This window comes from Enterobacter sp. BIDMC 29, assembly GCF_019378755.1.
Taxonomy (GTDB): domain Bacteria; phylum Pseudomonadota; class Gammaproteobacteria; order Enterobacterales; family Enterobacteriaceae; genus Enterobacter; species Enterobacter ludwigii.
Map to the genome: position 1 here is coordinate 3792723 of NZ_CP080000.1, position 18701 is coordinate 3811423.

At 55.3% G+C, this 18701-nt stretch carries 18 protein-coding genes; 5 read left to right on the plus strand and 13 right to left on the minus strand.

The features are described from left to right. The 6 genes from tatA to udp form a co-directional block, all read right to left on the minus strand. Positions 1-255 carry a Sec-independent protein translocase subunit TatA gene (gene tatA, locus JTA15_RS16730; protein ID WP_020882874.1) on the minus strand — a complete coding sequence of 85 codons (255 nt, stop codon included), beginning with the start codon at positions 253-255 and terminating at the stop codon, positions 1-3. A 76-nt stretch (positions 256-331) separates the two neighbouring features. After that, positions 332-1972 (minus strand): ubiquinone biosynthesis regulatory protein kinase UbiB, encoded by a 1641-nt coding sequence (ubiB, locus tag JTA15_RS16735; protein WP_219372518.1) that lies wholly within the window; start codon positions 1970-1972, stop codon positions 332-334. Beyond that, positions 1969-2574 (minus strand): ubiquinone biosynthesis protein UbiJ, encoded by a 606-nt coding sequence (ubiJ, locus tag JTA15_RS16740; protein WP_219372519.1) that lies wholly within the window; start codon positions 2572-2574, stop codon positions 1969-1971. The genes ubiB and ubiJ overlap by 4 nt, the downstream gene beginning before the upstream one ends. Before the next feature lie 13 nt (positions 2575-2587). After that, positions 2588-3343, minus strand: a complete 756-nt coding sequence (ubiE, locus tag JTA15_RS16745) for a bifunctional demethylmenaquinone methyltransferase/2-methoxy-6-polyprenyl-1,4-benzoquinol methylase UbiE (RefSeq protein ID WP_014172115.1) — start codon at positions 3341-3343, stop codon at positions 2588-2590. Between the two features lie 66 nt (positions 3344-3409). Continuing rightward, positions 3410-4867, minus strand: a complete 1458-nt coding sequence (gene rmuC / locus JTA15_RS16750; protein ID WP_014172116.1) for a DNA recombination protein RmuC — start codon at positions 4865-4867, stop codon at positions 3410-3412. Between the two features lie 137 nt (positions 4868-5004). Beyond that, positions 5005-5766, minus strand: coding sequence for a uridine phosphorylase (udp, locus tag JTA15_RS16755; RefSeq protein WP_003860792.1), 762 nt, complete (start codon positions 5764-5766; stop codon positions 5005-5007). A gap of 255 nt (positions 5767-6021) precedes the next feature. Here udp and JTA15_RS16760 point away from each other — a divergent pair, with 255 nt between their 5' ends. Beyond that, positions 6022-6828 (plus strand): dienelactone hydrolase family protein, encoded by an 807-nt coding sequence (locus JTA15_RS16760; protein ID WP_014172118.1) that lies wholly within the window; start codon positions 6022-6024, stop codon positions 6826-6828. 45 nt (positions 6829-6873) lie between these two features. On the opposite strand, the gene metE is transcribed toward JTA15_RS16760, so the two are convergent. Then, complete coding sequence (gene metE, locus JTA15_RS16765) at positions 6874-9135, minus strand: 5-methyltetrahydropteroyltriglutamate--homocysteine S-methyltransferase (RefSeq protein WP_219372520.1); 2262 nt, start codon at positions 9133-9135, stop codon at positions 6874-6876. A gap of 116 nt (positions 9136-9251) precedes the next feature. Here metE and metR point away from each other — a divergent pair, with 116 nt between their 5' ends. Continuing rightward, complete coding sequence (gene metR, locus JTA15_RS16770) at positions 9252-10205, plus strand: HTH-type transcriptional regulator MetR (RefSeq protein WP_014172120.1); 954 nt, start codon at positions 9252-9254, stop codon at positions 10203-10205. Here metR and JTA15_RS16775 read toward each other — a convergent pair. The 3 genes from JTA15_RS16775 to pldB form a co-directional block, all read right to left on the minus strand. Then, positions 10093-10992: a carboxylate/amino acid/amine transporter gene (locus tag JTA15_RS16775; RefSeq protein ID WP_020882877.1), complete on the minus strand. Its 900-nt coding sequence runs from the start codon at positions 10990-10992 to the stop codon at positions 10093-10095. The two genes, metR and JTA15_RS16775, sit on opposite strands and share 113 nt — an antisense overlap. Positions 10993-11074: 82 nt before the next feature. Beyond that, positions 11075-11875, minus strand: coding sequence for a sugar/pyridoxal phosphate phosphatase YigL (gene yigL, locus JTA15_RS16780; RefSeq protein ID WP_020882878.1), 801 nt, complete (start codon positions 11873-11875; stop codon positions 11075-11077). A gap of 32 nt (positions 11876-11907) precedes the next feature. Next, a complete protein-coding gene (gene pldB, locus JTA15_RS16785; RefSeq protein WP_020882879.1) occupies positions 11908-12900 on the minus strand; it encodes a lysophospholipase L2 in 993 nt (330 codons plus the stop codon). Between the two features lie 109 nt (positions 12901-13009). Here pldB and rhtB point away from each other — a divergent pair, with 109 nt between their 5' ends. Beyond that, positions 13010-13630 carry a homoserine/homoserine lactone efflux protein gene (gene rhtB, locus JTA15_RS16790; protein ID WP_032679213.1) on the plus strand — a complete coding sequence of 207 codons (621 nt, stop codon included), beginning with the start codon at positions 13010-13012 and terminating at the stop codon, positions 13628-13630. Here rhtB and rhtC read toward each other — a convergent pair. From rhtC to pldA, 3 genes are all read right to left on the minus strand, one after another. Next, entirely contained in the window at positions 13627-14247 is a 621-nt protein-coding gene (gene rhtC, locus JTA15_RS16795; RefSeq protein WP_014172126.1) for a threonine export protein RhtC, read from the minus strand. The genes rhtB and rhtC overlap by 4 nt on opposite strands. 61 nt (positions 14248-14308) lie before the next feature. Continuing rightward, the gene (gene recQ, locus JTA15_RS16800; protein WP_025202782.1) at positions 14309-16138 is read right to left on the minus strand and encodes an ATP-dependent DNA helicase RecQ; all 1830 of its coding nucleotides are present in this window, start codon (positions 16136-16138) and stop codon (positions 14309-14311) included. Between the two features lie 90 nt (positions 16139-16228). Then, complete coding sequence (pldA, locus tag JTA15_RS16805; protein ID WP_020882880.1) at positions 16229-17098, minus strand: phospholipase A; 870 nt, start codon at positions 17096-17098, stop codon at positions 16229-16231. A gap of 161 nt (positions 17099-17259) precedes the next feature. Between pldA and yigI the strand changes: the two genes are divergently transcribed. Continuing rightward, positions 17260-17727 carry an acyl-CoA thioesterase YigI gene (gene yigI / locus JTA15_RS16810; RefSeq protein WP_014172129.1) on the plus strand — a complete coding sequence of 156 codons (468 nt, stop codon included), beginning with the start codon at positions 17260-17262 and terminating at the stop codon, positions 17725-17727. A gap of 51 nt (positions 17728-17778) precedes the next feature. Then, a complete protein-coding gene (rarD, locus tag JTA15_RS16815) occupies positions 17779-18675 on the plus strand; it encodes an EamA family transporter RarD (RefSeq protein WP_014172130.1) in 897 nt (298 codons plus the stop codon). The last annotated feature ends 26 nt before the right edge of the window (positions 18676-18701 follow it).

The window sequence follows — 18701 nt, forward strand, 5'->3', positions numbered from 1 at the left end:
TTACACCTGCTCTTTATCGTGGCGTTTAGCGTCTTCTTTTTTCGCCTCTTCCTGCTTGTCGGAGATGGATTTAGCAGTAAAGTCAGCATCCTGGCTGGTTTTATCCTGCTTGCTCTCATCATCGCTCATCGCTTTCTTGAAGCCTTTGATAGACGCGCCCAGATCGGAGCCGATAGAACCGAGCTTTTTCGTGCCAAACAGCAGCACGACGATGACGGCAATGATCAACAATTGCCAGATACTGATACCACCCATACATGTACCTCAGGGATAGATGATTAATGAGTCAGGTCGCATTATACGTAGGCGACCCGTAGATAGCGACGCAAAATCAGCGCGTTTTTCTCCAGCCGGCGAGCCAGACCACAACACCGCCAGCCATCAGCCAGGCGGGCATCATCTGCCAGTCAGGGCGAGTGATCAGCAACAGCGTACCACTCAGCAGCAGCGTTGCTCCAATGCCAAAGAGATAGCGCGACTGCCCCTGTCGAACACGGCTGGACTGAAGCTCGCGGGCGATTTTATCCATGCTGTGCTGAAGGTTCTTGCTCTGACGCAAACTGTCGTAAATCAGTTCAGGAATATCAGGCATTTTTTCTATCCAGAACGGGCCTTTCTCTTTAATAGAGCGCACCAGCGCCGGAATGCCCACCTGATCCTTAATCCAGGATTCAAGGAAAGGTTTCGCAGTCTTCCATAAGTCTAACTGAGGATAGAGCTGTCGACCTACACCTTCAACGTAAAGTAATGTTTTCTGAAGTAAAACTAACTGTGGCTGCACTTCCATGTTGAAGCGGCGTGCCGTGTTAAACAGGTTCAGCAATACGTGTCCGAAGGAAATTTCTGCCAGCGGCTTTTCAAAAATCGGCTCGCAGACGGTACGGATAGCAAACTCAAACTCTTCGACGTTGGTGTCCGGCGGAACCCAGCCAGAATCAACGTGCAGCTCGGCCACCTTGCGGTAATCACGGTTAAAGAAGGCGATGAAGTTTTCAGCGAGATAGCGCTTATCTTCTTTGTTCAGCGAGCCCACAATACCGCAGTCAATACCGATATATTTCGGGTCTTCCGGGTGCTCATAACTGACGAAGATATTCCCCGGGTGCATGTCCGCGTGGAAAAAGCTGTCGCGGAATACCTGGGTAAAGAAGACCTGTACACCACGCTCGGCCAGCAGCTTCATGTTGGTTCCCTGCTTTTCCAGGGCTGCCACATCCGAGACCGGAATACCGTAAATCCGCTCCATTACCATCATGTTCTGGCTGCAGTAGTCCGAATACACTTCCGGCACATAGAGCATCGGGCTGTTTTCAAAGTTCCGGCGCAGCTGGATGGCATTTGCCGATTCACGCAGCAGGTTTAATTCATCAATGAGCGTTTTTTCATACTCCCGCACAACTTCCATTGGGCGCAGACGGCGTCCGTCGGGGAGCAGGCGCGGAACCCAGCGTGCAAGCCGATAGATAAGCTTCATGTCCGCTCGGATTACCGGCAGGATGTCCGGGCGGATCACTTTGATAACCACCTCTTTGCCGTTCTCTTTCAGACGTGCTGTATGCACCTGGGCGATAGAGGCTGAAGCAAGAGGTTCTATTTCGAAATCGTCAAACCAGGTCTCGACAGGAATATTGCCCATCGCCTCTTCGATCTGTTTTTTCGCCCTCACACCGTCAAACGGTGCAACGCGGTCCTGCAGCAGTGCCAGTTCATCGGCAATCTGCGGCGGGAAAAGATCGCGGCGAGTCGAGAGCATTTGCCCGAACTTAATCCATACCGGGCCCAGCTCCTGGAGCGCCAGGCGAAGACGTTCACCCAGCGGCTGATCTTTATGACAATTAGGCATCCAGAACAACATCCGCCGCCAGATGCGAAGCAGCAGCGTGATACGCATTTTGGGGATAAGCTCGTCGAGCCCGTAACTCAAAAAGGTGTGGACGATAAAATAGAGGCGCCGAATTTCACCAGGCGTCATTTGCCCTCCAGTTTTTCCAGCCGTTTGGTTAAGGCATCCACCGCGCGTTCAACCGCTGCGGTCTCTTCCGCAAACCATGCAACTTCAAGCGCGCCAGGGGCCATACGCCACTCTTCAGTCAGCACTTCCGCCGCATAGCGTTGCTGCCGTTGCAGACTCTTGCGAAGGAAAGCCGTACCGCCATGAATGGCTTTACCGATCCCTTCGGCAGCAATGTCGCCAATGAAAGGCGCAAGCAGCTCTGCCGGGTCAAACTCGGCCAGATCGCTGAGCGCAACGAAATTCTGTACGACCTGAATGTCGCCTTCCACTTCCAGCTCACCGCTGCGGATAAGCGTCGTAAGCTGCTGACGGTCACGTAATTTTGGCAGCACGCTCAAGTGCGTAATCACGGAGCAGTCGGCTTCACCTTCCCACTCACCCAGAACGTCAAGCTGGCGTTCACTGAAAACCAGCACAAGCGGCGTCGAGAACTCTTTCAGAACAACACGCAGCACCTTGCCGTTAAGCCGCTGACGTGCGGCTTTTAGCGCCGGTGCGCGGTAAAGAAAGGCATTCAGGACATTCTCGATGCCTGCGGTGACTAAGGGTTTAAAGGGCACGGGAAACCTCCACTCAGAACTTATAACCGCGATGCAGCGCGACGACACCTGCCGTCATGTTGAAATACTCAACGTTCTCGAATTCCGCATCCTGCATCATGGCCTTTAAGGTGTCCTGATCCGGGTGCATACGGATAGATTCCGCCAGGTACCGGTAGCTTTCCGCGTCGTTTGCCACCAGCTCACCAATGCGCGGCAGTACATGGAATGAGTATGCGTCGTAAGCTTTGCTTAACGGCTCAAGAATCGGTTTGGAGAATTCGAGCACCAGCAGGCGTCCACCCGGCTTTAGCACGCGGTACATGGAGCGCAGCGCTTTTTCTTTATCGGTGACGTTACGCAGGCCGAAGGAGATAGTGATGCAGTCAAAGGTATTATCCGGGAAAGGCAGCGCTTCGGCGTTCGCCTGCACATACTCGACATTACCTACCACGCCGATGTTACGCAGCTTCTCACGTCCCATTTTGAGCATTGAGTCGTTAATATCTGCCAGAACAACGCGACCGGTTTCGCCCACCAGACGGGAGAATTTTGCTGTCAAATCGCCTGTACCGCCGGCTAAATCCAGTACCGTTTGTCCACGACGCACACCGCTACAGTCGATGGTGAAGCGCTTCCACAAGCGATGAATGCCGAACGACATCAAGTCATTCATCACATCGTACTTCGCCGCCACGGAATGAAATACGTGGGCCACCATATCAGCTTTCTGCGCTTTGGCGACAGTCTGAAAGCCAAAGTGCGTCGTGTCTTGTGAATCGTCAACCATCTCAGAGCCTGCTTATCAGTAAAATGTTCGTGAAGTGTAACAGATTGGGCGCGTTTGCCCTACGTTTCAACCTTCGCGAAAGAAACGTGCCGGACGCTCGTCTGACGTTAAATCTGTCGCTAACGTATTGTCTTCACTGTTTGTCTTTTGTTCGCCAGCACCTTCGCGCAGGCGAAACTCTTCATCCTGGGCGGTGGCCTGCTCAACTAATTCCGGATTAATCTCGCGCTTCACCTCCACACCCAGGGAACGAAACGCTTCGGCCTGCGCCAGTAAGTTGCCACGCCCGGAAGAGAGTTTTTTCATCGCCTGGCGATAGTTATCCTGGGCGCGGTCAAGGCTTTGCCCGACCGAGGACATATCATCCACAAAAAGGCGCATTTTGTCGTAAAGCTTGCTGGCGCGATCGGCAATCTGCTGCGCATTACGGCTCTGATGTTCATAGCGCCACAGGTTGGCAATAGTGCGCAATGCCACCAGCAGCGTGGTGGGGCTCACCAGCATAATGTTATTTTTTAGGGCTTCGGTAATCAGTTCAGGCTGTCTGTCGAGCGCCAGCAAGAACGCGGGTTCAACCGGAATAAACATCAGGACGTAATCCAGCGAGCGCAGGCCGGGTAACTGCTGGTAGTCTTTTCTGCCCAGCAGACGAATGTGGTTACGCACGGAGGCGATGTGCTCCTGCAGCGCCGACTCGCGTGTGTAGTCATCTTCCGCATTGAAATAGCGCTCATAAGCCACCAGCGTCATTTTGGCGTCTATCACCACATCTTTGCCCTGCGGGAGCCGCACAATCACATCAGGCTGCATACGCGAGCGGGCATCGTTCTCGATACTCACCTGCGTTTCGTATTCATACCCTTCCCGCAGGCCAGAGGCCTCCAGCACGCGGGTCAGCACCACTTCCCCCCAGTTGCCCTGGGTTTTGTTATCGCCCTTCAGCGCACGGGTCAGGTTGACCGCTTCCTGCGCCATTTGCGCATTCAGCTGCTGAAGATTGCGAATTTCATGCGCCAGCGTGTGCCGCTCGCGAGCCTCCTGCCCAAAGCTGTCCTGTACCTGACGGCGAAAGCCGTCCAGCTGTTCACGCAGGGGCGTTAGCAGGCTATTCAGGCTTTGGCGGTTTTGTTCGTCTACGCGGCGGTTGCTGTGTTCAAAAATGCGGTTCGCGAGGTTCTCGAACTGCTCGCTGAGGCGTTGCTCGCTGTTCATCATCTGGCGGATTTTATCTTCCGCATGCAACTGGGTGGATTCGAGGCGGGTAGTCACTTCGCGGAGATCGGCCTCCAGCGAGGTGTTGATATCGCGAAGATTGCGCAGCTCGTTGTTGAGCAGTTCGCATTCGTCACGCCAGTGTTCGCTCAGCGCAACCTGCTGTTTTGCTGCGCTTAAATCGGCGACTATCTCTTCGCGCTCGGCCAGCTGATCGGCCTTTTGTTGCGCGTGCTGGTAGCTGGAAATCAGCCAGCCTGCCCCCACGCCCACCAGCGCAATCACTGCATAAATCAGGATTGAGATATCCACAATGCCCCCTGCATCAACGTATTACCTGCACAAAATAGAATTGTGCTGTATAAACGTCCAGTTTGAAAGGGTTTTCCTGCGAGGCGCTACGCAAAAAAAAGGCCGAACGGGTCGGCCTTTTTTCGTATAAGAAGGGATTAGATCAGGCGACGCGCTGCTTCAACCACGATTTTCACCGCATGACTTTCGGTCTGCTTCATGGTTTCCGCGTTCGGGATCTCCTGCTGGGTACGGTTGACGATAACGCCCGCCACCATACCGGCACGCAGACCCTGGCTTGCGCACATGGTCAGCAAGGTTGCAGATTCCATTTCGTAGTTCATTACGCCCATAGACTGCCACTCTTCCATAGAACCTTTGAAACGGCTTACCACGCGGCCGGAGAAGGTGTCATAACGCTCCTGGCCTGGGTAGAAGGTATCAGAAGAGGCGGTCACGCCTACGTGGGTGGTTGCGCCAACGGATTTCGCGGCTTCAACCAGTGCGGTGGTGCATTCGAAATCCGCCACCGCCGGGAATTCCATAGGGGCAAAGTGCAGACTCGCGCCGTCCAGACGCACGGAAGCGGTTGTCACCAGCACGTCGCCAACGTTGATATGCGGCTGAATGGCACCGGTAGTCCCGATACGCAGGAAAGTACGAATGCCCAGCTGCGCCAGCTCTTCAACAGCAATTGAGGTGGACGGGCCACCGATACCGGTAGAACAGACGATCACCGCTTTGCCATCCAGCTCAGCGCGCCAGGTGGTGAATTCACGATGGGCAGCAAGCTTAACCGGCTTATCCATCAGCGCGGCGATCTTTTCCACACGCTCAGGATCGCCCGGGACGATAGCCAGCGTAGCCCCTTGTAAATCGTTTTTAGTGAGGCCGAGATGAAAAACATCAGACTTAGACATAGGTGACTCCTCTGTGGGTCGGTTAGTCAGAAGAAGTAAAAAGGTACTTTACAGAAGCAGTAAGCTGAATTACGTGACACATCTCACCATGAATGAAAATGATTGCAGTAAATTTCCATGAAATAGTGATTCACATCACATTAACAAGTTATATCGTCAGGTGCTGCACAAAAGATAGACCGTTTCAGGCACTGTGAATTGTTAACCTGGTGACTATATTTACCTTTGCGCTAACTCATTGGTACGGAGAATGCCATGACTGAAAAAACCGGTTTTGCACCTGCAGCGGCCCCTCATGCATCAACCATCGTCTCAACACCTGAAGAGGCCATTACGGCAGGTGAGACCTCCATCCCCTCGCAGGGGGAGAATATGCCTGCTTACCACGCGCGGCCAAAATCGGCCGACGGCCCGCTGCCCATCGTGATTGTGGTTCAGGAAATTTTCGGCGTTCACGAACATATTCGCGACCTTTGCCGCCGTCTGGCGCTGGAAGGTTATCTGGCCGTTGCGCCAGAGCTCTATTTCCGTCAGGGCGATCCGAACGACTACAGTGATATACCGACGCTGTTCAGCAACCTGGTCAGCAAAGTGCCGGATGCACAGGTACTGGCCGATCTGGACCACGTGGCCAGTTGGGCTGCGCGCAATGGCGGCGACGCACATCGTCTGATGGTGACGGGTTTCTGCTGGGGAGGACGTATCAGCTGGTTGTATGCCGCACATAATCCGCAGCTTAAAGCCGCCGTTGCCTGGTACGGCAAACTGGTGGGGGAGAAAACGCTGAACTCGCCGAAGCATCCCGTTGATATCGCCACCGAGTTAAATGCCCCAGTCTTAGGGCTGTATGGCGGCCAGGACACCGGGATCCCGCTTGATACGGTAGAGACCATGCGCCATGCGCTCCGTGCAGCCAATGCAAAAGCTGAAATCATCGTTTACCCGGATGCCGGCCACGCCTTTAATGCCGACTATCGTCCGAGCTATCACGCGGAATCGGCTAAAGATGGCTGGCAGCGGATGCTGGCATGGTTCAGCCAGTACGGCGGGAAAAAAGCGTAAAACAAAAGCCCGGTCGCGGCTACGCCTTGCCGGGCTTCGGATTTATCAGGCCTTACGCAAATTCTGCGCCGCCCTGACCATGTTCGCGAGTGCCGCGCGGGTCTCCGGCCAGCCGCGGGTTTTCAGTCCGCAGTCCGGGTTGACCCACAGGCGCTCAGCCGGGATCCGCTGGGCGGCTTTTTTCAGCAGGCTCTCAATCCACTCCACGCTCGGTACGTTCGGGGAGTGGATGTCGTAGACACCCGGCCCAATTTCGTTTGGATACTCGAACTCTTCGAAGGACTCCAGCAGTTCCATGTCTGAACGCGACGTTTCGATGGTGATCACGTCGGCATCCAGCGCGGCAATCGAATCCATAATGTCGTTAAATTCGCAGTAACACATGTGGGTGTGGATCTGCGTGTCGTCTTTCGCGACCGCGGCGTTGAGGCGGAAAGCCTCCACACCCCACTTCAGATAAGCATCCCAGTCACTGCGACGCAGCGGCAAACCTTCGCGTAGCGCCGGTTCATCAATCTGGATGATGCCGATACCCGCCGCTTCCAGATCGGCCACTTCATCACGCAGCGCGAGCGCAATCTGTTTGGCGATGGTTTCACGGGTCACATCTTCACGCGGGAAGGACCAGCAGAGGATCGTCACCGGGCCGGTCAGCATCCCTTTCACCGGTTTGTCGGTCAGGGACTGGGCGAATTTTGCCCACTCTACGGTGATCGCTTGCGGGCGGCTGACGTCACCAATCACCACCGGTGGCTTCACACAGCGGGAACCATAGCTCTGCACCCAACCGTTCTGCGTAAAGACGAAACCGTCCAGATGTTCGCCGAAGTATTCCACCATATCGTTACGCTCGGCTTCACCGTGTACCAGCACGTCCAGACCTAAACGTTCCTGCTCAACAATCGCCTGTCTGATGTGCTCAGCGATACCGGTGCGGTAGTGATTCGCATCGAGGTTGCCTTTTTTGAAATCCAGACGCAGGCCGCGGATCTCCGTCGTCTGCGGGAAGGAGCCGATGGTGGTGGTTGGCCACGCTGGCAGGTTGAAGCGGGCACGCTGGGCTTCGGCACGCACCTCATAGGGGCTCTGACGCTGGCTGTCCTGCGCGGTAATGGCCGCCAGACGTTTTTCGACCGCCGGGTTGTGGACGCGTGCCGAATGACGACGCGCCTGAATGGGGGCGCTCCAGTCGGTAATGGCCGTGGTGTCACCGCTATTTAACGCATCACGCAGCAGCGCCAGCTCTTCACATTTTTGCAGCGCAAAGGCAAACCAGCTCTTCACCTCGGGATCAAGGCGGGTTTCCACACTCAGATCGATTGGGCTGTGCAGCAGAGAGCAGGAGGAGGCCACCCACAGCTCACGTTTGCCGACGAGATCTTTAATCTGTGCATATTTCTCGCTCAGATCGGCGCGCCAGACGTTACGGCCATTCACCAGTCCGGCCGAAAGCAACCACTCTTCAGGCAGACGTTTGTGCAGTTCGGCCACGTCATCTTTGCCGTGGACCAGGTCAACATGAAGACCCTGCACCGGCAGCGCAGTAATGGTACTCAGGTTCGGCGTCACGCCTTCAAAATAGGTGGTCAGCAATAGCTTCACCTGACCAGTAAGGGCATCGTAAGCGGGTTTAAACGCTTTCAGCCACGCCTGCGGCAGCTCCAGCACCAGTGCAGGCTCATCAATTTGCACCCACTGAATTCCGCGTTTACCCAGTTCAATCAGCACCTGTTTGTAGACCGGCAGAATATCGTTCAGCAGGCTGAGACGGTCAAACTGCTCGCCTTTCACTTTACCCAGCCACAAATACGTTACCGGCCCCAGCAATACCGGTTTCACCTGGTGGCCCAGCGCCAGCGCTTCATCGACTTCGTCGAGCAACTGGGTCCAGCTCAGTTTGAACTGCTGGCCTTTCACAAATTCCGGCACCATATAGTGATAGTTGGTGTTGAACCACTTGGTCATTTCCGCCGCTGCCGCAGGCTCTCCTGTTGGCGCACGGCCACGGCCAATGCGGAACAGGGTGTCGATATCTACCGATCCATCTTTGTTCTGATGACGAGCCGGCACGTTGCCAAGCAGCAGGCTGGTGGTCAGAACATGGTCGTACCAGGCGAAATCGCCCACGGGCAGCAGGTCAATGCCCGCCTGCTTTTGCTGTTCCCAGTGGCGCGCACGCAGTTCGCGGCCCACTGCCAGCAATTCTTCACGGCCAGAGGTACCTGCCCAGTAACTTTCCTGCGCTTTTTTCAGCTCGCGGCGAAGGCCAACGCGAGGAAAACCGAGAGTGTGATTGCGAATTGTCATGGTGTGTCCCCTGTGAATTTTTCGTATTTAGCCATCCAGATGTTTACACATCCATAATTGGCAGTTACTGTATATTCCTCAAGCGCAAAATGTTCATGGCGAAGTGAAGGACTTTCATGATCGAGATTAAACACCTGAAAACGCTACAAGCGTTGCGAAATTGCGGTTCTCTCGCGGCGGCGGCAGCCACGCTGCACCAGACCCAGTCCGCCCTTTCTCACCAGTTCAGCGATCTGGAACAACGCCTCGGCTTTCGTCTTTTTGTGCGTAAGAGCCAGCCGCTACGCTTTACGCCTCAGGGCGAGATCCTGCTGCAGCTGGCTAATCAGGTGCTGCCGCAAATAGCCAGCGCGCTGCAGTCCTGTAACGAGCCGCAGCAAACCAGACTGCGTATCGCCATTGAGTGTCACAGCTGTATTCAATGGCTGACACCCGCGCTTGAGAACTTCCGCCAGAGGTGGCCGCAGGTGGAGATGGATTTCAAATCCGGCGTGACGTTCGACCCGCAGCCGTCGCTCCAGCAGGGCGAACTGGATCTGGTGATGACCTCAGACATTCTGCCCCGCAGCGGCCTGCACTATTCACCAATGTTTGATTATGAGGTACGTCTGGTGCTGGCTCCGGATCATCCGCTGGCCAGTAAAACGCGTATCACCCCGGAAGATTTAGCCAGTGAAACGCTGCTGATTTACCCGGTACAGCGCAGTCGGCTGGATATCTGGCGTCACTTCCTGCAGCCGGCCGGCATTAGCCCGCAGCTCAAAAGCGTGGATAACACCCTGCTGTTAATTCAGATGGTTGCCGCCAGAATGGGCATCGCGGCGCTGCCACACTGGGTTGTGGAGAGTTTTGAACGCCAGGGTCTGGTTGTCACTAAAACCCTGGGTGAGGGACTATGGAGCCGGCTGTACGCCGCCGTGCGCGATGGCGAGCAGCGTCAGCCGATTACGGAAGCGTTTATTCGCTCTGCGCGGAACCACGCGTGCGATCATCTTCCGTTTGTGCGGAGCGCGGAGCGACCCAACGGCGATGGACCCACAGCGAAGCCAGAATCACTGCTCCCCCAATAAGGAAGCTCGGCCAGTGAGGCTGCTGCTGCCAGATGGCAAGGTTCACCAGCAGCCCTGCAGGCACATGCACGTTGTTCATGATCCCCAGCGTACCGGCGTCTACCTGCGTAGCGCCGTAGTTCCACATGAAGTACCCCAGCCCCGATGCCACCACGCCCAGCCAGACCAGAACGCCCCACTGCAGGGTTGTCGTCGGGAGCTTTTGCGGGTTGCCGAGCATAAACCATGCCGCCACCGCGACGATAGCTGCCCCCATATAGAACCAGGCGAACGCGTTATGCTGTGGCATCGGGCGGGTTTCCATCAGGCGCTTGTACCCGACCATACCGATGGCAAAGCTGAGGTTCGCCAGCTGCACGAACATCAGCCCGGTCCAGAAGTGGTCGCTCACTTTGTCGTAGCGAATAATCGCCGCCCCGATCACCGCCAGCGCCGCGCTCAACAGATATCCCCAGCGCAAACGACGTTTGCTGAGCAGATCGTAAATCAGCGTGATATAGAGCGGCGTAAGCACGGTGAAAAGCAGAAATTCAGAGACAGACAGGTAGACGTAAGCCCGGAAGCTGAACAGGTACATGATGCCGAGCTGCATCGCCCCCACCAGCATGTACAGCAAAATGGTCTTCAGCGATTGCCCGCGTGTACGCAGGAAGGGCAGGAATACCAGCGCCGCCAGCCCCACGCGCATCAGCACCGAGAAGTAGCTGTCGACGTGCCCGGCGAGGTACTCGCCAATCAGGCTAAAAGAGAAGGCCCACAGGATAGTGGTAATAATGAGTAGCGCCACAATGCTTGTCTCTCAGAAAGAAGGACAGGCATTGTAGCGAACTCTTTAGTTGACAACTGAGCAATAAACAATCAAATGAAGATTATTCAAGGAACAGTTTGCGCAGGTATTTTGGTACCGCGTTGTCAGCGTTAGACCCAATCACTTCCAGTTCCGGGTGCAGGTCTTTCAGACGCTGGTGTGCATTCTGCATAATGCAGCCTTTGCCCGCCATAGAGAGCATCTCGGCGTCGTTCATGCCATCACCGAAGGCGATACAGTCTTTCAGTTCGAAGCCCAGACGTTTTGCCACGGCTTCCAGCGCGTGCCCTTTGGAAACTCCCCCGGCCATAACTTCCAGACAGGTCAGGGTCGAGAAACTCACGTTGACGCGGTCACCCCAACGCGCATTAATCGCCTGTTCCAGCGGCAGCAACGCTTCGTGGCTTTCGCAGGTAAAGAACACCTTGCTGATCCCTTCCGGCTCCAGCAGGCCTGGCTCGTACAGGGAATAGTTAAATACCGCTTCCTTGAAGAAACGCATTTCATCCGGGCGATGGCGATTCATGAACCAGTCGTCATCGCGATAAACGTTAGTGATAATGTCCGGGTTGTTATGCACTACGCCGAACAGATCGGCGGCAATGTCGCGATCCAGGTTATGCGTAAAGATCAGGTTGCCATCGGTATCGTGCACGCGCGCGCCGTTGGAGGTGATCATGTACGATTTGATCTCAAGATTATCGCGGATCTGCCCCACGTCCACGTGGTGGCGGCCGGTGGCAAACACGAAGTTCACTCCGCGGGCGGTCAGAAGCTTTAAGGTCTCTTTCGCGTAAGGCGACAGGGTATGGTCGGGCGAAAGCAGCGTGCCATCTAAATCAGATGCAACAACCTGGTACATAGGGATTTCAACCTCTGGTGGTAAAACAACAATCAATTATGCCTGTCGAAAAATTCAACAATGGCGTTTAGCGCGACTGAGCGCATAGCGTCCTTTTCAAAAAGGATCTCATGGTACGCGCCGTTGATGACCAGCGGTTTACCCCCTTCGCAAGGGTGACCGGCGGCAGCGCGGAGTTCACAAAAGCGGTCATGCATGCGGTTATCCACCACACGCTCTTCTTCAGCCTGAATCAGAAGTGTCGGCGTATCATCTTTACCAACACCAGCAAGCACCTGTTCACCGGCAAGGATCCCTTCCCGCACCCAGTGATATGTCGGACCACCGACGCGCAGGCGCGGTTCATCGGCATAAAAACGCAGGTTACGGCGATAACGCTGCCGGCTATGGGTCAATACGTTGAGGGCAAACGGCAGCGCGCGCCAGCGCCCTGTCCCGATGGCATACCCTTCACGAATGCGCTGATGGCCCTCAGCCCAGTCGAGAATATGGCGCACCATCCAGTCCGGAAAACGCATGACGATGCCATACATCGGCGCGGTAAGCGCAATGGCATCACACTGGTGGTCATAGCGCTGTAAAAACAGCGTCGAAATCGCCCCACCCATAGAGTGCGCCAGAATATAGCGCTTACGCCACGGGCCCGGCTGAACTTCCTGCTGCCAGAAGGCGGCAAGATCGTCGACATAATCGCTGAAGTTATCCACATGACCGCGATGCGTGTCCGACAATAAGCGGCCAGAAAGCCCCTGCCCGCGATGGTCGATAATCAACACATCGAAGCCCAGATGGAACAGGTCATAGGCCAGTTCAGCGTATTTGATGTAGCTCTCGATACGTCCCGGACAGACCACGATCACCCGATCGTTTTTCTCATCATGGAAACGCACAAAGCGTACCGGAACATCGCCAACACCCGTAAACTCATCTTCCTCACGCTGACGCCAGAAATCGGTCAGCGGCCCCATAGAGAAAGCAGCAAATGCGTTTTCTCGTGTTTCCCAGTCCTTTTTCTGCTGAAACATCGGGTTTCCACCCCCGTAAGCCAAGGAATATCGTTTTTTCGTCACCGGTCACAAAATGACGTAACAATAGCGTATTGTGGCATAAAAACAGACAATTCGGGAGTTTCAAATGACCTTCGAGTGGTGGTTCGCTTATCTGCTGACATCCATCATCCTTAGCCTTTCCCCAGGTTCAGGCGCCATTAACACCATGACCACCTCCATCAACCACGGCTATCGCGGTGCCGCGGCGTCCATTGCCGGTTTGCAGACCGGTCTGGGCATTCATATCGTGCTGGTGGGCATTGGTCTGGGTACGCTGTTCTCCCGCTCGGTACTGGCCTTTGACGTGCTGAAATGGGCCGGTGCCGCGTACCTGATTTGGCTCGGTATTCAGCAGTGGCGTGCGGCAGGCTCAATTGATCTTAATACGCTCGCCCAGACGCAAACACGCGGACGCCTGTTTAAACGCGCGGTGTTTGTGAACCTGACCAACCCGAAAAGTATTGTTTTCCTTGCCGCGCTGTTCCCGCAGTTTATCGTCCCGCATCAGCCACAGGTTATGCAGTACGTGGTGCTGGGTGCGACCACCATTGTTGTCGATATCATCGTGATGATTGGTTACGCGACGCTGGCGCAGCGGATTGCGGTGTGGATTAAAGGGCCTAAGCAGATGAAGGCCCTGAACAAAGTCTTTGGTTCGCTGTTTATGCTGGTAGGCGCGCTGCTTGCGTCAGCGCGTCATGCTTAGCGAGAAATAATGAGATGAATGCCAAAGCCGGCGAACAACGCGCCGGCGAAGCCGTCAATCCACTTCGCAATACGCTGGTAACCGCGGCGCATCGCCGGTAAGGCAAACAGGCTGGCAACCACGGTAAACCACGCAAAAGTTTCCACCACGATCAGCAGGAAGATGCCCCAACGCGCACCCGCACCCACGTTGTCACCCACAAACAGGGAGAACACGGAGCCGAAATAGATAATCGCTTTTGGGTTCGCCAGGTTGGTGAGCAGCCCTTTAATAAAACTCCGGCCGCCCGTTGCCAGCTCAACTTTCGGCTCTTCCGGCTTTTTCTCTTCTTTCTTCAACGCCCCGCGCAGCATCTGGTAGCCCATCCAGCAAAGGTAAAGCCCCCCGCCAACCATGATGATGTTGTGCAACCAGGCCATCTTCGCCAGAATCAGGTTCAGACCAAGCAGCGCCACGGCCGCCCAGACCATAACGCCCATGGTGATACCCAGCACCCCCATCATCGCTTCTTTGCGGGAGCGGCTGACGGCGGTTTGTGACACGAAGAAAAAGTCAGGGCCCGGGCTCATGAGCGCAACGATGTGCACTAACGCCACGGTAAGAAATAGCATTAACATAATTAACTCGCAGGGAAATAATTAAGTGAGTCACCATCCTGACATTTTTTAGGCTGGCTGACTACTCCTCATCGTCACCGTCGACATGAGCGCGGATAAGCGCCATAAACTCTTTGCCAAAGCGCTCCAGCTTGCGCGTGCCAACACCGTTGACGCTGAGCATTTCGCTGGCGCTGAGCGGCGTCTGCTCTGCCATCTCGATAAGCGTCGCGTCGTTGAAGACCACGTAGGGCGGAATGTTCTCTTCATCAGCAATGGCTTTACGCAGCTTGCGCAGTTTGGCAAACAGCTTGCGATCATAATTGCCGCCGTACGATTTTTGCATCACCCGCGGCTTCAGGGCGACAACGCGCGGAACCGCGAGCTTCAGTTCGATATCCCCGCGGAGCACCGGACGTGCCGCTTCGGTAAGCTGAAGCGCGGAGTGTTGGGCAATGTTTTGCGTGGCAAAGCCCAGGTGAATCAGCTGACGGATGATGCTCACCCAGTGCTCGTGGCTCTGGTCTTTGCCGATACCGTAGACGGGCAGCTTATCGTGTCCCATGTCGCGGATACGCTGGTTATTCGCCCCACGCAACACTTCCACCACGTAGCCCATGCCGAAGCGCTGGTTCACACGATAGATGGTCGAGAGCGCTTTGCGCGCATCCATCAGGCCATCGTATTGCTTTGGTGGGTCAAGACAGATATCGCAGTTGCCGCACGGCTCCTGACGCCCCTCGCCAAAGTAGTTGAGCAGCACCAGACGGCGGCAGGTTTGCGCTTCGGCAAACGCGCCCATCGCGTTGAGCTTGTGGCGTTCGATATCCTGCAGTTGGCCCTGCGGTTTCTCTTCCAGACAACGGCGCAGCCACGCCATGTCGGCCGGATCGTAAAACAGCATGGCTTCTGCAGGCAGTCCATCACGCCCGGCGCGGCCAGTTTCCTGGTAGTACGATTCGATATTGCGCGGAATGTCGAAGTGTACGACGAAGCGCACGTTCGGCTTGTTGATCCCCATTCCGAACGCCACCGTCGCCACCACAATCTGCAGGTCATCGCGCTGGAATTTCTCCTGCACATCGGCGCGAACCGCGTTTTCCAGCCCGGCATGGTAGGCGGCGGCGCTAAAACCACGGTTCTGCAGGCGCGCGGCCGTGTCTTCCACCTTCGCGCGGCTGTTGCAGTAGATGATGCCGGACTTCCCGCGCTGCTCCTGCACGTAGCGCAGAAGCTGATCCAGCGGCTTAAATTTTTCCATCAGCATGTAGCGGATGTTCGGGCGGTCGAAGCTGCTGACCTGAATCAGCGGATCGTTCAGCCCCAGCAGCCGGACGATATCCTGACGCGTGGTGTCATCTGCCGTCGCGGTGAGCGCCATAAACGGCAGTTCGGGAAAACGCTGACGGAGCTGGCCGAGCGCCGCATATTCCGGGCGGAAATCATGTCCCCACTGGGAGATACAGTGGGCTTCATCCACCGCCAGCAGGACCGGATTCCAGTGCGACAGATGATCGAGGAAGTTATCCAGCATCAGACGTTCCGGCGCGATATACAGCAGGCGAACCTGCCCGGTACGGCAACCGGCCATAACCTCTTGCTGCTGCTCGCGGGTCTGGCTGGAGTTAAGACAGGCCGCCGCCACGCCGTTGGCAAGGAGCTGATCGACCTGATCTTTCATCAGGGAAATAAGAGGCGATACCACGACCGTCAAGCCGTTGAGCACCAGCGCAGGCACCTGATAGCAGAGGGATTTACCGCCGCCGGTAGGCATGACCACCAGACAATCGCGGCCTTCCAGCACGGTTTCAATGATGGTTTCCTGGCCAGGGCGGAACTGCTGGTAGCCAAAGGTTTCATGCAAAACCTGTTTAGCCAGCGATTCCTGATTCAATACTTCCGCCTGCGCCACGTTAACCCCATTTGCCAGAAATAAAACAGGCGCTATTTTCAGCGCCTGAGAGAGAAACTTCAACGTTTAACGAAAAAACATTCGAGCTGCCTAGAAAATATCGTTCAGCATCACGCCCACACCTACACGGGTCTGGTTGAAGTTGTAATCGATAAGCGACTCGCCGTAACCGCTGTAAACCTGAGTATAGAGGCGAACGTGCTTGCTCACCGGATAACTGAGGCCCAGTTCCGCACCACCGTAACCGGTGTTCCAGTTGTATTGGCCTTTGGCGCTCAGCACCGCGTCACCCAACTGATAGCCGATTTTGAGCTGATAGTAACCCATATATTTGGTGATATCCGGGTTGTCGTCGGTGTCGCCCACCACGAACCACGGCTTCACTTCCGCCATCCAGTTGCCGTTCTGCGCCATCAGTCGTGTATAGGCACGGTTCCAGCTGCGCGAGGTAGGGTCGGAGCGTCCGTTTGAATCGTGGTTAAAGCCCACCTCAATGTCACGCAGCGTCCAGCCCGCGAATTCATAATCGGTCGCAAAACCGAGGAACAGCTGCGGCTCATAGTTGGTTTCACGGAACGGTGAAGATTCGCCACTGTTGGAAAGCTGCCACCAGGATTTCTGCGTGTAAGAGGCGCCGAGCACCGAATTCGGTCCCAGAATGCCGCGCCAGAACGGGAACGCGAGACTTAACTGGAACTTCACTTCGTCTTTACGCGCATTATCGGACCAGTTATAGGAGCTTATCGCCTCTTTGTTGAGATCGCTGGTCTGCGTGTATATCACGTAGTTGGTGTCATACGGATACAGCGTGAACGGATTATCATGTTCCTGAAGAAGGTTCGCGATAATGCTGCCCTGCACGGCAGGTTGATCGTGAACTTCTTTAATCGTCGCTTCCTGGGCATATGCTGTGAGGGGCAGCGCAACTGCCGCCAGTAACCAGGCCAGATACGTCCGCATCGGTGGTGTTCTCCTGCAAAGAGTTAATTAGTTGAATTGTTATGTGGCGGATATTCTACATACTTCTGCGACAACTGCTGCATCCTCGTTTCTGAAAGTGGAATTCCTTATTGCTGAAGCATAAAATCAACATTTTATTAACAATAAGGATGTGATGCCTCATGTCAGCCATGCTTACCGCCGAAGAAGCGTTAAAACTCGTGGGCGAGATTTTTGTTTACCATATGCCGTTTAACCGTGCACTGGGTCTGGAACTCGAGCGCTACGAAAAAGCGTTTGCCCAGCTCAGCTTCAACAACCAGCCGATGATGGTTGGCAACTGGGCGCAGAGTATTTTGCACGGCGGGGTGATTGCCTCAGCGCTGGATGTGGCGGCGGGCCTGGTCTGTGTGGGCAGTACGCTGACGCGCCATGACACCATCAATGAAGACGAGTTGCGCCAGCGTTTGTCGCGTATGGGCACCATCGATTTACGCGTCGATTACCTGCGTCCCGGGCGCGGAAACCGTTTTACCGCCACCAGCAGCCTGCTGCGCGCGGGGAATAAGGTTGCCGTCGCCCGCGTTGAATTGCATAACGAAGAGCAGGTCTATATCGCCAGCGCAACTGCCACTTATATGGTGGGTTGAAACCTTAAAATCGGGTAAAATTAATTCACTTTTTTGTAACGGATTATCCCGATGGATGCTAAACAAACGCGGCAGGGCGTACTACTCGCCCTTGCCGCTTATTTTATTTGGGGTATCGCACCGGCGTACTTCAAGTTTATCGCTTACGTACCCGCTGACGAGATCCTCACACACCGTGTGATTTGGTCGTTTTTCTTTATGATCGCGCTGATGAGCGTCAGCCGTCAGTGGTCTGGCGTCAAAACGCTGCTGAAAACGCCGAAAAAGGTGTTCCTGCTGGCCCTCTCAGCCGTGCTGATAGGCGGCAACTGGCTGCTCTTTATCTGGGCAGTCAATAACCATCACATGCTCGAAGCGAGCCTGGGCTATTTTATTAATCCCCTGGTCAACATTGTTCTGGGCATGATTTTCCTGGGCGAGCGCTTCCGTCGCATGCAGTGGCTGGCGGTCATCCTCGCTTTTTGCGGCGTGCTGGTCCAACTGTGGACCTTCGGTTCGCTGCCCGTGATCGCTCTGGGCCTGGCGTTCAGCTTTGCGTTTTACGGGCTGGTCCGGAAGAAAATAGCCGTTGAAGCGCAGACCGGGATGCTGTTTGAAACCCTGTGGCTATTGCCGGTCGCGGCGATTTACCTGTTTGGTATTGCCGACAGCGCAACCAGCCATATGGGCAGTAACCCGTTGTCGTTGAATTTGATGCTGATGGCGGCCGGTGTGGTAACCACCATTCCTCTGCTGTGCTTCACCGGCGCCGCAACGCGCCTGCGTCTCTCCACGCTGGGCTTCTTTCAGTACATCGGTCCGACGCTGATGTTCCTGCTGGCAGTGGTGTTTTACGGCGAAGTACCGGGCGCAGATAAGATGGTGACGTTTGCCTTTATCTGGGTGGCGCTGGCGATTTTTGTTGCAGACGCCCTTTATACCCAGCGCAGAACGCGCAAAGGATTGTAAGCGGTAATGAGGCGGGCAGGCACAAT

Bases quoted from the DNA above. Each gene is read 5' to 3' on its own strand.
- tatA (WP_020882874.1), bottom strand. From the start codon at position 255: ATGGGTGGTATCAGTATCTGGCAATTGTTGATCATTGCCGTCATCGTC.
- ubiB (WP_219372518.1), bottom strand. From the start codon at position 1,972: ATGACGCCTGGTGAAATTCGGCGCCTCTATTTTATCGTCCACACCTTT.
- ubiE (WP_014172115.1), bottom strand. From the start codon at position 3,343: ATGGTTGACGATTCACAAGACACGACGCACTTTGGCTTTCAGACTGTC.
- udp (WP_003860792.1), bottom strand. From the start codon at position 5,766: ATGTCTAAGTCTGATGTTTTTCATCTCGGCCTCACTAAAAACGATTTA.
- JTA15_RS16760 (WP_014172118.1), top strand. From the start codon at position 6,022: ATGACTGAAAAAACCGGTTTTGCACCTGCAGCGGCCCCTCATGCATCA.
- metE (WP_219372520.1), bottom strand. From the start codon at position 9,135: ATGACAATTCGCAATCACACTCTCGGTTTTCCTCGCGTTGGCCTTCGC.
- metR (WP_014172120.1), top strand. From the start codon at position 9,252: ATGATCGAGATTAAACACCTGAAAACGCTACAAGCGTTGCGAAATTGC.
- yigL (WP_020882878.1), bottom strand. From the start codon at position 11,875: ATGTACCAGGTTGTTGCATCTGATTTAGATGGCACGCTGCTTTCGCCC.
- pldB (WP_020882879.1), bottom strand. From the start codon at position 12,900: ATGTTTCAGCAGAAAAAGGACTGGGAAACACGAGAAAACGCATTTGCT.
- rhtB (WP_032679213.1), top strand. From the start codon at position 13,010: ATGACCTTCGAGTGGTGGTTCGCTTATCTGCTGACATCCATCATCCTT.
- rhtC (WP_014172126.1), bottom strand. From the start codon at position 14,247: ATGTTAATGCTATTTCTTACCGTGGCGTTAGTGCACATCGTTGCGCTC.
- pldA (WP_020882880.1), bottom strand. From the start codon at position 17,098: ATGCGGACGTATCTGGCCTGGTTACTGGCGGCAGTTGCGCTGCCCCTC.
- yigI (WP_014172129.1), top strand. From the start codon at position 17,260: ATGTCAGCCATGCTTACCGCCGAAGAAGCGTTAAAACTCGTGGGCGAG.
- rarD (WP_014172130.1), top strand. From the start codon at position 17,779: ATGGATGCTAAACAAACGCGGCAGGGCGTACTACTCGCCCTTGCCGCT.